Annotated in this window: 14 protein-coding genes; 4 read left to right on the forward strand and 10 right to left on the reverse strand. The window is 56.4% G+C overall.

Translation table 11 applies throughout. From position 1 onward, the window contains the following. Nucleotides 1-22 precede the first annotated feature (22 nt). Nucleotides 23-964 (reverse strand): DMT family transporter, encoded by a 942-nt coding sequence (locus tag IXC47_RS13220; RefSeq protein ID WP_195875918.1) that lies wholly within the window; start codon nucleotides 962-964, stop codon nucleotides 23-25. A 100-nt stretch (nucleotides 965-1,064) separates the two neighbouring features. On the opposite strand from IXC47_RS13220, the gene IXC47_RS13225 reads away from it, so the two are divergent. Next, nucleotides 1,065-1,832, forward strand: coding sequence for an AraC family transcriptional regulator (locus tag IXC47_RS13225; protein ID WP_195875919.1), 768 nt, complete (start codon nucleotides 1,065-1,067; stop codon nucleotides 1,830-1,832). A gap of 13 nt (nucleotides 1,833-1,845) precedes the next feature. Here IXC47_RS13225 and IXC47_RS13230 read toward each other — a convergent pair whose 3' ends face one another. Genes IXC47_RS13230 through imuA form a run of 3 tightly spaced genes read right to left on the reverse strand, consistent with a single transcriptional unit; the run spans nucleotide 1,846 to nucleotide 7,240 of the window. Continuing rightward, nucleotides 1,846-4,977, reverse strand: coding sequence for an error-prone DNA polymerase (locus IXC47_RS13230; protein ID WP_195875920.1), 3,132 nt, complete (start codon nucleotides 4,975-4,977; stop codon nucleotides 1,846-1,848). An 18-nt stretch (nucleotides 4,978-4,995) separates the two neighbouring features. After that, nucleotides 4,996-6,510: a Y-family DNA polymerase gene (locus IXC47_RS13235; protein ID WP_195875921.1), complete on the reverse strand. Its 1,515-nt coding sequence runs from the start codon at nucleotides 6,508-6,510 to the stop codon at nucleotides 4,996-4,998. Next, nucleotides 6,446-7,240: a translesion DNA synthesis-associated protein ImuA gene (imuA, locus tag IXC47_RS13240; RefSeq protein WP_175625828.1), complete on the reverse strand. Its 795-nt coding sequence runs from the start codon at nucleotides 7,238-7,240 to the stop codon at nucleotides 6,446-6,448. The genes IXC47_RS13235 and imuA overlap by 65 nt, the downstream gene beginning before the upstream one ends. Nucleotides 7,241-7,490: 250 nt before the next feature. Here imuA and IXC47_RS13245 point away from each other — a divergent pair, with 250 nt between their 5' ends. Beyond that, complete coding sequence (locus IXC47_RS13245; RefSeq protein ID WP_175625829.1) at nucleotides 7,491-8,081, forward strand: GNAT family N-acetyltransferase; 591 nt, start codon at nucleotides 7,491-7,493, stop codon at nucleotides 8,079-8,081. Nucleotides 8,082-8,092: 11 nt separating this feature from the next. Here the strand turns inward: IXC47_RS13245 and IXC47_RS13250 are convergent, their stop codons facing one another. Further along, nucleotides 8,093-8,845, reverse strand: a complete 753-nt coding sequence (locus IXC47_RS13250; protein ID WP_195875922.1) for a sulfite exporter TauE/SafE family protein — start codon at nucleotides 8,843-8,845, stop codon at nucleotides 8,093-8,095. A gap of 190 nt (nucleotides 8,846-9,035) precedes the next feature. Between IXC47_RS13250 and IXC47_RS13255 the strand changes: the two genes are divergently transcribed. Further along, nucleotides 9,036-10,016: a formylglycine-generating enzyme family protein gene (locus IXC47_RS13255; protein WP_175625831.1), complete on the forward strand. Its 981-nt coding sequence runs from the start codon at nucleotides 9,036-9,038 to the stop codon at nucleotides 10,014-10,016. Nucleotides 10,017-10,034: 18 nt separating this feature from the next. Here IXC47_RS13255 and IXC47_RS13260 read toward each other — a convergent pair whose 3' ends face one another. From IXC47_RS13260 to IXC47_RS13280, 5 genes are all read right to left on the reverse strand, one after another. Then, nucleotides 10,035-10,949, reverse strand: coding sequence for an NAD(P)/FAD-dependent oxidoreductase (locus IXC47_RS13260; protein WP_195875923.1), 915 nt, complete (start codon nucleotides 10,947-10,949; stop codon nucleotides 10,035-10,037). After that, nucleotides 10,946-11,389, reverse strand: a complete 444-nt coding sequence (locus IXC47_RS13265; protein ID WP_175625833.1) for an Rrf2 family transcriptional regulator — start codon at nucleotides 11,387-11,389, stop codon at nucleotides 10,946-10,948. The genes IXC47_RS13260 and IXC47_RS13265 overlap by 4 nt, the downstream gene beginning before the upstream one ends. 81 nt (nucleotides 11,390-11,470) lie before the next feature. Continuing rightward, the gene (locus IXC47_RS13270) at nucleotides 11,471-11,785 is read right to left on the reverse strand and encodes a chaperone modulator CbpM (protein WP_195875924.1); all 315 of its coding nucleotides are present in this window, start codon (nucleotides 11,783-11,785) and stop codon (nucleotides 11,471-11,473) included. Nucleotides 11,786-11,797: 12 nt separating this feature from the next. After that, nucleotides 11,798-12,742, reverse strand: coding sequence for a DnaJ C-terminal domain-containing protein (locus IXC47_RS13275; protein WP_175625835.1), 945 nt, complete (start codon nucleotides 12,740-12,742; stop codon nucleotides 11,798-11,800). Nucleotides 12,743-12,810: 68 nt separating this feature from the next. Next, entirely contained in the window at nucleotides 12,811-13,506 is a 696-nt protein-coding gene (locus IXC47_RS13280; RefSeq protein WP_175625836.1) for a VIT1/CCC1 transporter family protein, read from the reverse strand. A gap of 195 nt (nucleotides 13,507-13,701) precedes the next feature. Here IXC47_RS13280 and IXC47_RS13285 point away from each other — a divergent pair, with 195 nt between their 5' ends. Next, nucleotides 13,702-14,874 carry an NAD(P)H-dependent flavin oxidoreductase gene (locus IXC47_RS13285; RefSeq protein WP_195875925.1) on the forward strand — a complete coding sequence of 391 codons (1,173 nt, stop codon included), beginning with the start codon at nucleotides 13,702-13,704 and terminating at the stop codon, nucleotides 14,872-14,874. Nucleotides 14,875-14,984 lie beyond the last annotated feature (110 nt).

The following is a 14,984-nucleotide window of genomic DNA, read 5'->3' on the forward strand; positions in this document are numbered from 1 at the left end:
CTTATGGCCGCCTGTCTTCATATCAAGCTTGGGCTTGCATCCTGTTTCCAAACAAAGGCTTCTGCACAGTCTGTGTCAGCAACACGCCTATCAATGTCACGCCGCCACCGATTACATGGTAGGCATGCATCGCATCGCGCAGCCAGATCACAGCAAACAAGGCAGTCAAGACCGGCAGCAGGTTGATAAAAATGCTGCAGCGATTCGGCCCTAATTGTTTGACGCCTTCTATCCACAGGAAGGACAAGATAATCGACGAACCTATGCCCGCGTAGCCTATCAGCGGCAGGGTACGTGCATCCAGTTCAGCCGCGCCCGGCGGCAACATCACAAACATGGGCAGCATGAACAACAAGGCTGCGCAGGCTTGTATATAAATCGCCTGCCAGGCCGGTACGTTCATTTTCCAGTGCTTCAGCAAGACGCCATACAGCGCATACGAAGCTGCTGCGAGTAACATCAGCAAGTCACCGAGATGCACGCCCGAGCTGAGTGCGGCGGATAGACTGCCTTGCCCGACCAGGTAGAGGATGCCGCCAAACGAAAGTATCCCGCCGCCCAACATGCCCAAAGTGATGGCTTCACCCAGCACCATCACGCTGAGGATGGCGGTCAGCAATGGAATCAGTGCGGTCACGATTGCCATATTGGTCGCGGTCGTACTTTCGGCAGCGCGGTAAGACAGGCTCTGGAACAAGGCCATCGCCAGCAAGCCGGACAAAGCCAGTTTCCAGAGATGACGACGGATCATCGCGCGGTTGCGCCACAAAGGCCCGAGCATGACCGGGCTCATCAGCAACAGTACCAGCACCAGGCGATAAAACGTGATCGCAGTCGGCGAGATCGCAGAGGCGGCGAGTTTGGAAACGATCACATTTCCGGCCCACAGCACGATGGCAAAGAACGGATAAAGAAAGGCGGAAAACGCAGGCGTATGCGCGTTGCTACTAGGAGATGCAGACATAAGACACTCTCAACATTCTTGATAACGGGAGTAAATTTTGCCCTGATCTGGCTAGTCGTTCGCGTGCTAATATGACTCAACTTATCGCAAAACTGACACTATGGCTGACGCTACTCCCTATCAGGATCTGGTCGGTTCGGATGCTCCTGCCGCCGCACTGGCCATCGATTACCCGCACGGACATGTGATTCCGCCGCACCGGCATGCTTATGCGCAGTTGCTGTATGCACTGGAAGGGGTGTTGACGGTTGAAACGCAGGATGGACGCTGGGTGGTGCCGCCTACGCGTGGCGTCTGGTTGCAGCCGGATGTCGATCATCAGGTCAGCATGCGCGGCGACGTCAAGATGCGTACCGTGTTCGTGAATCCGACTTTCCTGCCCAATCTGCCGCAGCACAGCTGTGTGCTCGATATTCCGGTTTTGCTGCGCGAACTGATCGTATCGGCGATAGGCATTACGCCGGATCTGCAAGTCGGCACACGCGACTGGCATTTGCTGCATTTGCTGGTGATGGAATTGCGTTCGGTACCGGTCTTGCCGCTGTATTTACCTCTGCCAGCGGATAGTCGCTTGCGTGAGATTTGTCAGCAGACCATGCTGTATCCGGATGAGCAAAATACCGTGCAGCAGCAGGCTGAGTTACTCGGTATTTCCACGCGTACCTTCCACCGCTTGTTCCTGCGTGAAACCGGCATGCGCTACGGGCACTGGCGACAGCAGGCTCGGCTGTTGCTGGCGCTGGAAAGCCTGGCACGCGGCGACAAGGTGATCGATGTGGCACTTGAACATGGCTACAGTAGCCAGAGTGCGTTTGCGGCGATGTTCAAGAAACACTTCGATATTTCACCGAGTCGTTTTTTCAGCTGATGCTATTTGCTGCTTACTGGAAGTCGCGGCTGGAGATGGAGAGCTCGCCGAGCAGCTCCGAGTGATCGACGATGCGTTTGGCGACCAGGTGACGCACATCGTCTTTCGATTGCCAGATGCCGTAGACAGTCATCAATTGCGCATTCAGGATTTCCTTGCGTTGTTTGTCGACCAGGTCGGGCCAGATGATGACGTTGGTGATGCCGGTTTCATCTTCCAGTGTAACGAACATGGTGCCTTTGGCGGTCGGTGGCCGTTGCCGCATGGTGACGATGCCGGTGGTGCGTGCCAGCTTGCGGTTGGCGAAGCCTTTCATTTCCAGTGCCGTTGATAAGTTCATTTGCTTGAGTCGTGGGCGCAGCAAAGCGAGTGGATGGCGCTGCAGGGTCAGGCCGGTACTGGCATAGTCGGCGATGATTTCCTGACCTTCACTGGCCGGTGGCAGAATTAATGGCGCTTCCACTATAGGTGCGTCGCGCAAAAGGGCTGGTGGTGGCAGCATGCCAGCAACTTCCCATTTGGCCTGGCGCCGATGTCCGGTCAGCGCGAGCAGTGCATTGGCGCGTGCCAGTGCGCCCAGTTCATGCTGATCCAGTGCGGCGCGGCGTGCCAGGTCATCGGTATTGCTGAAGCTGCGATGGGTACGCGCCTCGACTATGCGTTCCGCCGCAGCCAGCGATAATCCTTTGACCATATGCAGGCCCAGTCGTACTGCCGGATATTGCGCGTGTAGGTCTTCCATCGTGGAGTCAGTCTCGCTGATCATGATGTCGACCGGACGGACCGGTACACCATGACGTTTCGCATCCTGTACCAGCTGCGACGCGGAATAAAAGCCCATTGGTTGCGAGTTCAGCAGTGCGGCGAGGAAGGCGGCTGGTTCGTGGCACTTGATCCATGCCGAGACATAAACCAGCAGCGCGAAGCTGGCGGCATGCGATTCGGGGAAGCCGTATTCGCCGAAGCCCTTGATTTGTTCGAACAGGCGATCGGCGAAATCAGAGTCGTAACCATTCCGGGCGAGACCTGCCTTTAGTTTTTCGCCGTCTTTTTCCAGATTGCCTTTGCGTTTCCATGCTGCCATGGAACGGCGCAAATCATCGGCTTCACCGGGAGTGAAATCTGCTGCGAGTACTGCAATTTGCATTACTTGTTCCTGGAAAATAGGAACCCCACAAGTGCGGGATAGCGCTTCTTTGATTTTTTCGCCGGGGTAAGGTACATCCTCTTTCTTCATGCGCCGGTTCTTCAGATAAGGATGCACCATGCCACCCTGTATCGGTCCCGGCCTGACGATGGCGACCTGTATCACCAGGTCGTAATAACAGGTAGGACGCAGGCGCGGCAACATGGACATTTGCGCGCGCGATTCGATCTGGAAGACGCCTATGGTATCGGCGGCGCAAATCATTTCGTAGGTGGCGGCATCATCATCATGGATGTCTTGCAGTTCGAAGTCACAGCCACGCCGCTGGCTTATCATTTTCAGTGCACGCTGTATCGCCGATAACATACCCAGTGCGAGCACGTCGACTTTCAAAAAGCCGAGTGCATCCAGATCATCCTTGTCCCATTCAATGACGTTACGATTTTCCATCGCGGCGTTTTCTATCGGTACCAGTCGCGCCAGACTGTCGTGCGCGATGACAAAGCCGCCGGTGTGCTGCGATAGATGGCGTGGAAAGCCGATCAGCGTTTGCGTTAGCTCGACCAGCTTTTGCACTATGGGCGAGTCCGGATCAAAACCGTTTTCCTGCAGGCGATCTGCGCCTATTTGTTTACCGTCCCACCATTTATGCGATTGCGACAGGCGATTGACCTGCTCAAAGTCCAGCCCCAGTGCCTTGCCGACATCCTTCATCGCCGAGCGTGGCCGATAGGTGATGAGGGCGGCAGTTAATGCGGCACGATGGCGGCCGTATTTGTCGTAAATGTATTGCATGACTTCTTCACGTCGTTGATGTTCGAAGTCGACATCGATGTCCGGCGGTTCATTGCGCTCACGGGAAATGAAACGTTCAAACAGGACACTGCTGCGTGACGGATCGACCTCGGTGATGCCGAGGCAATAGCAGACGATGGAGTTGGCCGCCGAGCCACGTCCCTGGCACAGGATTTTTTTGCTGCGCGCGAATTTGACGATGTCGTATACCGTGAGGAAGTAAGGTTCATAGCGCAGTTCGTGGATCAGGCTGAGCTCATGTTCTATCTGCTTCTGGAATTTCTCCGGGATGCCATTCTTGTAGCGTTTTTGCGTCGCGCCTTCATAGGTCAGGCGACGCAGATAGGCTGACATGGTTTCCCCGGCAGGAACGATTTCTTTTGGATATTGATAGCGCAATTCTTCCAGCGAAAATTCACAGAGTGCAGCCAGCTTCAGTGTTTCTTCCAGCAAGGCAGCCGGATAAACCTGCGACAGCCGTAAACGTGAACGCAGATGCTGTTCGGCATTAGGTTGCAAATCCATCCCGCATTCGGCTATCGATTTGCTGAGCCGTACCGCGGTCAACGTGTCTTGCAGAGGTTTGCGCGAACGCACATGCATGAGCACATCACCCATCGCGACCAAAGGCAACGTATGTTGCACAGCCAGTTCTTTTAATTGTGCATGCCAGTGCTCATCACCTGACCAGTGCAGCAGCTCAAGCGCTATCCATGCATGTTTGCTGAATGTTTGCCTGAACCATGCGGCTTGTTCGCTTAATTCGTCGTAACTGGCGCAGCGTTGTGGCAGCAGGATGGCGAGGCAATCCGGTAAGTGCATCAGATGTGCAGCGCTGGCATCAAGCTGGGCGTCCAGGTCGCTGCGATACAAGGTATAGCTGCCTTTCACCGCACGCCGTCGTGCCAGCGTAATCAGTTCGGATAAATTGCCATAGCCTTCCTTGTTCTGTGCCAGGAAGAGCAGTTTCGTGCCACAAGCCAGTTTGATTTCGCTGCCTATGATCAGATGCAGTTCGCGCTTTTTTGCTTCCACATGTGCGCGGACTACGCCCGCGAGCGAACATTCATCGGTAATCGCGAGGCTGCTGTAGCCGAGGTCGCAGGCGCGTTCTACCAGCTCTTCCGGATGCGAAGCACCGTGCAGGAAAGTGAAGTTGGAGCGGCAATGCAATTCCGCATAGGAGGGCAGGCTGGGCAGCATGATGTTCTGTGTCGCATGTCAGGCGAATAAGCCATGCAGGAACCAGCCCGAGCCATGGGTGCTGCTGGTAGTGCGCAAGCGGAAAATCCAGAGCAATACATGTTGTTCGTTTTGCGCAATGAAGTAATCGCGTGTGGCCAACGCGTCATCCCACCAACCGGACTCTATGCGCTCGGGGCCGGTCAGCAAGGTCAGCGGGCTTTGGTAAAAAGGTTTGTGTTGATGCGTGTGCAAGGCCAGTGGCTGTGGCAAGAGCCAGGTCGGTCGTACGCAATGCGGATGTGTATCGGCTACTGCATCGCGTGTATTACGGCGTGCCGCCTGTTGATAGCTGAGTACGCTGCTCATCACGCTTTTCTCCGGCCTGTGATCGGCAAAGACCGAGAGCTGGCGCACGGCCTCGTTGCCAAGTCGGCTTTGCAGACGCTCGACCAGACGTCCGGTATTTTCTGCATCCGAGCTCGGGGTCGGGAATAATTCGGTATTCGGCGCCGCCTGTGCGGTGATCTGATCTGCCTTCAGGCTGATCTCGATAACAGGTGCAATCAAGTCCAGCTGCCCCATGCGTTCACGCAACAGCAGCGCCAGGTGATCGATGTCGCGACTCGGCATGCCGAGCTGGATGTTGACCGCGGTGCTGCGATGATCGCGCTGTCGTGTGGATTCATGATGCAGATAAAGTGTGATGCCAGTGACGGCGGCATGGCGTGCACTGAGCCAGCCTGTCAGTTGCAGCAGCAGGCGGCGTGCGGCAAACAGCAGGGCTTCGGTATGCTCGACACGCGCTGGTAATTCCAGTTTGACGTCGAAAATGGCGGGCGCTTCAAACCACTGGTGTGCTTCTGCTTCGGTGCCGTAAGCCCGATCCAGTTCACTCAGCAGCGCCTGGCCGAAGCGACGCGCGACACCGGCGCGCGGCAATTGACGCAAGTCACCGAGACGGCGACAGCCTATGCCAGCCAGCGTATCCAGATGCGCTTGCGCATGGTCCAGCACATGCAGTGGCAAGGAATCGAGCGCTGCGCTGATATCGCCATCATGGGCAAACACTTGTGTGATGCCTGCTGTTTGCGCGCGTAACCAGGCCCCGCCTGCAGTCGCGGCACTGGCCAGGCGTGCGTGCAGGCCGAGTTCCAGCAAACCGCTGAGTAATTGCGTGGCGATGCGTTGATGACCGCCAAACAGGCGCAGGCTGGCACCGACTTCGAGCAACAAACCATCAGGACGTAATACGACATGTGGTGTGAAGTGCAGACTCCACAGCGCGGCTTCTTCCAGTGCCTTGCTTTCCTGCGCCGGATCGCGCGGCAACGCCTGCAAGTCAGCGGCCAGCGCGCGTGCACTGGCTTCCGAGTTGCCCGCACATATGCCTGCGTCATCCGCCAGTTGATTGCACCAGCCTACGACGTTCCGTTCGCATATGACGATGGGGACATGGTCATATGGATCCGGCTCGCAGGAGATATGCCTAAGCCGGCAACGGAGCGCGGCGTCGAGCGGCAGTTGCGGCAAGTGTAGGGCGATCCACAGCATAGGTAGGAATATCGGAAATGGTTGTGCCTGACATGCGATTCGTGAGTGGCTGCCGCAGGATTTCAGGTATGGCGAGCGGCAGGATTAATGGTGCGGCGTGGACTGGCCCACGTCGTTTGATGAGTTCGACTGACATGCGGCCTGCTTTTGCAGGTTGGCAGACGATACGCAGCGGTGCGGGTGACGAAGTGTCTTGTGTATTGAGTGGACGAAAGACAAAGCTCAGGCCTTCACCACCAGCGGCTGCCAGTTGCAGGCGACGCAGATGATCGGTGCGTGCTTGCGGCAGCCAGCACAGCAGCGCACCGAAGCTGGCGCTTTTCAAGGTTTGTTCTATCGCCCAGATACGATCGGCGGGCTTGTCGGTTTCGATCAGGATCAGTTTCTTTAAGCGTATGCCTAACTCTTCCAGCGCAGCCGGATAAGGGATGTGCGGTGGCCCCAGCAGGATCACGGTTTTATCGGTTTGCGTGAGACGTGCGAGAGTCGGTGCGAGCAAGCGCAGCTCGCCTATGCCGGGTTGCGCCATGAGTAATTCAATCAATACGGAGGGTGGCCAACCGCCGTTCGGCAATTCACGGTCCAGTGCCTGGTAGCCGGATGGCACCGGCGTCGAACGGTAAGAACCCATTTGGTCGGCACGCCAGACGGCATCCGGCAACGATGGCGGAATTTCGGGGGCGGCGACAGGAGGGGCTAAGGATCGGGATAAGTGCAGGGCGGCAGCCATACGACCTCCAAAGTATTGCTTGGCGATAAAGCTTCAGTTGATTTACATGTGTCAATATACTGTATGTATGTACAGTATAAAAGCTTTGTTTGAAAAGGTGCGGATTTATTTGCTGAGGCTTGCCGGAATGCTATCGATGCTGTTGCCGCATCCAGTTTGTGGATTCCACTTAGCAATATTTTTGCATCCGTTTTGCTGCTCGTTTTATGATGAGAGTCCGGCAACGTAACGACACGCGCGCAGACCATCAATGAAACAACAGCTCATCCAGCCTGTGCTGACAGGCCCGACCGTAGAACTCCGTCCTTTGCAAAAAGAAGATGCCGCACAGTTGGTACAGGCTGCAGCCGATGGCGACTTATGGAATCTAAAAGTAACCGTGATCCCGGGACCGGATAGCGTGGATAAGTACATAGGCATCGCACTGGAAGGACGTGAGCAAGGCACCGTCATGCCTTACGTCATCATCCGTCGCGATACCGGACAGATCGTCGGCAGCACCCGTTTCTGGAAGGTCGACCTGGCGAACCGCAAGATGGAAATCGGTCATACCTGGCTCGGCAGTTCTATCCAGCGTTCCGGCATCAATACTGAAGCCAAGTATTTGTTGCTGACGCATGCGTTTGAAACCATGCAGGCGATACGCGTGCAATTCACCACCGATGAATTGAATGAGAAATCACGCGCCGCGATTTTGCGCATAGGTGCGAAGCAGGAAGGCATAGTCAGGCATGAACGCATCATGCCGGATGGCCGCAAGCGCAATTCGGTACGCTTTAGCATCATCGATACAGAGTGGAATGATGTGAAGGCGATGCTGGAACAAAAGATGGCGCGCTAAACGGTGATACGTTAAGACCCGCGCAGCAAGAGCCAGCCAAACCACAAGCCAACTGCCAGCAAGAGCAGCGCTACCATGCGCTGCAGTTGCGCCACATTCAGGGCAGCCGCCGCACGTTGTCCGGCGAAGGAACCGAGCAGCATCAGCACGCCACAGATCAGCGCAAGTTTGATATCGAGTCGTCCTTCCAGCGCATGCACGGTGCTACTCGCGATTGCAATCGGAAACTGTATGGCCTGCGCTGCGACGACGGCGAAAGGCAGCGGCTGACGCATCAACATCAATAGCGGCAGGATCAGCACCGGGCCACCGGTACCAGTCAGGGCCGAACCAAAGCCGATTACAGCACCCAGCATAAACAGGCTGTGCGTGCTGAGGAAAGCAGCCGGAGTCGCCGCCACATCGAGCGGACGCAAACCGCGCCAGCCGGCAAATAAAACCAGCAGCATCACACCCAACATCAGACTACCTGCAGATAGCCAGTGCACGGTCAGCGCGCCACCGGCAGCACCCAGCAAAGCACCACCCAGCAGCGGCAGGCAGCGTTGCAGCAACTCGGGCTGGCGTCGCATCGGACGCACAGCGGCGAGGGCGGGCAGGGCAAAACTAAGGGACGCAGCGGCGATTGCTTGTGGCAGCGGTATGCCACCCAGATGTGTCAGGATAGGAACCAGCAGCACGCCGCCGATACCGCACGCACCGATCAGTGCACCAGTCAGCAGGATGGCTGGCAGCATCAGGGCCGCGCTGGCCATGCTCAGCATGTGCTGCTGGCTTTCAGGTGGGGTGCTGCTTTTGTCTGTGAAATCATCCCTGTGATTATGCCAGAGATGAGTGACTGCACATGGCGTGTGGCTGATATTGCGCTGCTGATTTTTTCATGTCAGCATGCGTGAACTATCCCCATTCAAGAAGTATCGGGGCTGTGCATTTTTTCTTATTTTTTAAGTGTTTATGCGGACGATACTTTTTCTTGGGCTGAGCCTTGCAGCTTCCTGCGCGTGGTCGCTGGACAGCAATATCCAGAATTCATTGGGCATGAAATTCGTGCTGATTCCGTCAGGTGAATTTGTCATGGGCAGCGATGAATCAGCGGAAGTGCTGGCGCAACAGTATCCGCAATACGATCACAAACGTTTCGTCGAGTTGAGCGACGAAGGTCCGGCGCACAAGGTGCGCATTACCCATCCTTTTTATTTAGGCCAGTACGAAGTGACGGTCGGCGAGTTCCGTCGTTTTGTCGAGGCTTCCGGCTATCAACCCGAATCAGAAGCTGATGGCACCGGCGGCTATGGCTATAACCCGGATTACGATCCGGCCAAATCAAGTCGCGGCGATGCCTTTGAAGGACGCAATCAAAAGTACTCGTGGCGCAATCCCGGTTTCCCGCAAGATGAACGGCATCCAGTCGTGAATGTGACGTGGAATGATGCGGTGGCAATGTGCAAATGGCTGAGCAAGACGGAAGGGCGCACCTATCGTTTGCCGACTGAAGCCGAATGGGAATACGCCGGACGCGCTGGTACCCGTACCCGTTATTACAGCGGTGATGATCCGCAATCATTGCTGAGTGCCGCGAATGTATTCGATGTCGATGCGGCGAGGAACTGGCAGCAATGGAAGAAGTTTGCGCTGGATGGGCCGGATGGTTTTGCCTTCACCGCACCGGTTGGCAGCTTCGCACCGAATGCTTTCGGCCTGTACGACATACACGGCAATGCCTGGGAGTGGACTGCTGACTGGCATGATGATCGTTACTACAGCTATTCACCGGTCGATGACCCGCAAGGACCCGCCAACGGCACGGTACGCGTGCGGCGTGGCGGTTCCTGGCATACCTGGTCGTTCTATGCGCGCTCGTCGTATCGCAACTGGAATTCGCAGGATACGCGTTACACGCTGGTGGGCATGCGTCTGTTGCGTGAGGCGGATTAGCTGCTTGTCTGTTCAGTCTTATGCATGCGCGACTTCCGCTGCGATCAGCGACTGATGTACGCCCATCGCCGCCATCACACCATCTGCCATCGCCAGCGTGATGTTGTGCGGCACACGTGCCGCATCGCCGGCGGCGTACACACCTGTCACGCTGGTGAGTTTCACGTTACTGGTGCGCACGATTAAACCCATAGGTGTTTCATCGAAGTCGCAGCCGAGCTGCGCTGTGAGCGGGCTGCTTTGCTCTGCCTGCACCGCCACGAAGAGTGCATCCAACTGAATTTTCCGACCATCGGCCAGGCGTAGTCCATCCAGCGCCGGGGATGCACCTTCTATGCTGATGACAGGTGTGGTCTCTATCTGCACCTTGCGTTTTCGCAGCAGGTTCAGTGCTTCATCATCCAGCTCGATTTTGCCATTGGTAAAGAGCGTGACATCACCCCAGTCGGCGACGATGGAGGCCTGGTGTACCGACATCGGTACGCTGGCCAGCACGCCTATCTTGCCCTGATTGATTTCATAGCCATGACAGTAAGGGCAATGCAATACGGTCTTGCCCCAGCGTTCCGCCAGACCTGCCAGATCCGGCAGGCGATCACTGAGACCAGTCGCCAGCAGCAAGCGTTTGCCTGCGTAGGTTTTACCGCTTTCGGTACGTATGCTGAAGTGGTCGCCGCGGTCTTCCGCCTGTGTCGCGTAGTCACTGACGAAAGACACCGTCGGATAAGCAGCGAGTTGTGCGCGTGCCTGCTCCAGCAATTCATTGCCCGGTGCGCCATCATGTGTAAACACACCATGTGAATGTGCGGCAAAGCGATTGCGCGGCTGGCCGCCATCGATGATGAGGATAGGGCGACGTGCGCGTGCCAGTTGCATGGCGGCAGAGAGTCCGGCAAAGCTGCCGCCTATGATGATGGCGTCGTAGGTATTCATTTGTGCTCCTTTCCATGTGCGGCGTAATGCGGTGGCAATTTGATGCCCTTGAATAAATCCGCCAGCGTGATATTGGCCAGGCTGTTTGCGAACTGCGCTTCTGCTTCTGCGTAGGCATCATTCAATGCATTGCTGACCGCACGTTCGAGCTGGCACACCGGCGCATCTGCTTCCAGTTGCAGCGGGACGGGTTCATTTAATGCGATATACACATCGCGCAAGGTGATCTCGGTGATGGGGCGCGCCAGTGTCCAGCCACCGCCGTGTCCGCGTCCGGATTGCACCAGTCCGTTTTCTCGCAGGCCAGCCATGGTGCGCCTGACCACGACCGGATTGGTTTGCAGGCACAGTCCCAATGCCTCGGAAGTCATGGGGTCGGCCTGGTGTGCCATGTGCATGAGCGCATGCAGGGAAGCGGATAATTTGCTGTTCTTTTTCATGTAACTATAATAGTTACAATATCGGATGCAAGTCAAGCAGGGAAAGTAAGTGAGGGAAATAGGGCGGGGTTTTGCTGGCTGTCAGCGGCTTCTGCACTTGAGCTGCGCTTCCAGCGCGTCTATACGTTCGAGCAAGTCCAGCGCCAGTGCGACACCCGGCGTATTGACCTCGAGGTCTTGCGCCAGGTGCTGCGCGACCCGCGCACGGCGTACGGCCGCACCGCTGAAACGCCATTCCTGTGGTTGCTGTCCGGCTGGTTCCAGTACGCCTTCCACCACCCAGGCGGTGATCAGTTCTTGCGGTGCATTGCAGGCATGCGACAGTTCGATCAGGGTCAGCGTCACATCATCATCAAGCAGCTGGCTTTCGCAGTAAATACTTGTGGTCTGGTTCATGATGCAGCCTCCTTACAGCGATGCGCGTGGATTGAAGTCAAAGGCTTGCTGCAGCGTGCGATAAGCTTCTTTCGCTGCTTCGCTGTCGGCTGGCGGCAAGGCAATGTTCAGTACGACATACAAGTCCCCAGCTTCCTTGCCCGGGATGCCTTTGCCTTTGAGACGCAATTTGCGCCCCGAACTCGAGTTGGCCGGGATCGTCAATTCTACCGAGCCTTCCGGCGTCGGTACCTTGACGCTGGCACCGAGCGCGGCTTCCCACGGTGCGAGGGGCAGGTCGAGATACACATCGCGGCCGTCAACACGGTAGCGTGGATGCGGACGGAAGGCGATTTCGAGGTAGAGGTCGCCCGCTTTGCCTTCGCCTATACCGGCGCCGCCCTGGCCAGCGAGGCGCAAGGTTTGTCCGGCACGTATGCCTTTCGGGATGGTGACGCTGAGTGTGCGTTCGCGCGTGGTGACGTGACCGTTTTCATCGACTACCGGCAGGCGCAGCGAGATGCTGCGCTCGGCGCCACGATAGGCGTCTTCGAGGTCGATCTGGACCTTGGCGTGGTGGTCTTCGCCTTGCGCATGCATAGCACGTCTGTGGCTGCGACCCCAGCCGGTTTGCTGGCCGAACATTTGCTCGAAATAGTCACCAAAGTCGCTGCTGTCGCCGAAGCCGGGATGGCCACCGCGACCGCTGAATTCAAAACCGGCATCGCCATTTGGTGGTGGCTGGAAGTCCTGGCCGTTTTGCCAGTTGGCACCGAGCTGATCGTAGGATGCGCGTTTCTCCGGATCTTTCAGGACTTTGTAGGCTTCACCCATTTCCTTGAAGCGCGCTTCCGCATCCGCTTCCTTGCTGACATCGGGGTGGAATTTGCGTGCGAGCTTGCGATACGCATTTTTGATCTCATCTTGCGTCGCGTCGCGTTTTACGCCCAGCGTTTCGTAGTAATCCTTGAATTTCATGGTTACGACCTCGCAACTTGTTCAGGGAAAAAACTGTGTCTGCTTTCCAGGTAATCTCTATAACGTTTTTAAACTATCGTGCCGAAAAAGTCGCCGATAACAGATGTCACTATCATCGCCAGTGCACCCCAGAAGCCGACCCGCAAGGCAGCAGGAAGTAATGGCGCACCACCGACTTTGGCCGCCAGCGTACCAAGGCCGACCAGGAATAGCAGGGAGGTCAGGCCGAGTGCCGGTATCAGGATCGTACCGGGCACCAGCAAGGCCGTCAGTAGCGGCAGTGCTGAACCCAGCGAGAAGGTAAGCGCTGAAGTAATCGCTGCCTGTACCGGACGTGCAGCAGATGCTTCATGTATACCCAGTTCGTCACGCGCATGTGCACTGAGCGCATCGTGCGCCATGAGTTGCTGTGCTACCTGTTTGGCCAGATCAGGGGTCAGGCCACGCGCGACATAAATCGATGCGAGTTCACGGTGTTCGGCATCCGGTTTGTCCAATAGTTCCTGTTGTTCGCGATCCAGCTCTGCCTGCTCGGTATCGGCTTGTGAGCTGACGGATACATATTCACCCGCAGCCATAGACATGGCACCTGCGACCAGTGCGGCGATGCCGGTCAACAGCATTTCATTGCGCGCCAGATTGGCGGAAGCGACCCCCAATAACAGGCAGGAGGTAGAGATAATGCCGTCGTTCGCGCCGAGCACTGCCGCACGTAACCAACCTATGCGGCCATTGAAGTGTTTTTCGGAACGATGATCAGGCATGGACTAGCTCCCTGTTGAATAGTTGTTATGCATGGTAACGGGCGTAACAGCAGGGCGCAACAGCGTTCTGACAGGAATCATGATGGTGGCGACCCGCGGCTGCTTCAAGTCCTGCAGACTCGCGCATTTTTGATCCACATCAATCCATTCTCATTTCGCTTTGCTACAGTCAGCCATCACTATGAAAAGCGAAGGATGATTGTGCTGGATACCGACTTTCCCAAATTGAAACTGAAGAATAAATTGCTGCTGCCTATCGTGCAGGGCGGCATGGGCGTTGGTATTTCTGCACATAAGCTGGCTGGTAGCGTCGCCAGGCTGGGTGCTATCGGCACCATTTCCAGTGTTGACCTGCGTCGTCATCATCCCGACCTGATGGCGCGCACTGATAAGACCCGCGACAAGGCATTAATCAATGAAGCCAACCTGATAGCACTGGATCGTGAGATACGTGCGGCGAAAGAGATCGCAGCAGGCAATGGCGTGATCGCCGTGAATGTGATGCGCGCGGTTGCCGAGTATGCCGCCTATGTACGGCAGTCTTGCGAGAGTGGCGCTGATGCGATCGTGGTGGGTGCAGGTCTGCCTATGGATTTGCCGGAGCTGACAGCTGAGTTCCCCGATGTCGCCTTGATACCAATTTTGTCCGATGCACGTGGTATCTCCCTGATCCTGAAAAAATGGATGCGCCGCAAACGTTTGCCGGACGCTATCGTGATCGAGAATCCGCAATACGCCGCTGGTCACCTCGGTGCTGCCGGACTGGATAGTGTGAACGATCCGCACTTCGCATTCTCGGTGGTACTGGAAGAAACGCTGCAGCTATTCAAGCAGCTCGGCCTGGAGAATGAAAACATTCCGTTGATTACTGCTGGTGGCATACACAACCCGGAACAGGTGCGAGAGTTGTTTGCACTGGGTGCCAGCGCGGTACAACTCGGCACACCGTTTGCGGTGAGTACGGAAGGTGATGCGCATATCAATTTCAAGAAAGTGCTGACGCAGGCGCAGCCTGAAGACATCGTCACCTTTATGAGTTGTGCCGGTTTGCCCGCGCGCGCGGTGAAGACGCAATGGCTGACGAACTATCTCGACAAGGAAGCGAAGCTGCAAGGCAAGGCTGGTCCCAAGGAATGTACGGTCGGTTTTGATTGCCTGCATCAGTGCGGTTTGCGCGACGGCATTGCGAAAGCCGGGCAATTCTGTATTGATACCCAGCTCGGTTTTGCGTTGAAGGGCGACGTCAAGCGCGGCTTGTTTTTCCGTGGCTCGGAACGTTTGCCTTTCGGTAGCGAGATCCGGCCTGTGCGCGAACTGGTCGATTACCTTTTGAATGGCGTCCTGCCTGCACCGCTGCCGAGCGTGTAAATTTTGCATGCTCATCCCGTTCGTATAACGGGGTGACGTGTGCTGACATCTGTTATATCCTCGTCCACAGGCTATCAAGCCAGTCCGCAGCCCAATGTTGGTTCCAGACA

This window comes from Herminiimonas contaminans (genome assembly GCF_015645465.1).
In the GTDB taxonomy this organism is placed as follows: Bacteria; Pseudomonadota; Gammaproteobacteria; order Burkholderiales; family Burkholderiaceae_D; genus Oxalicibacterium; species Oxalicibacterium contaminans.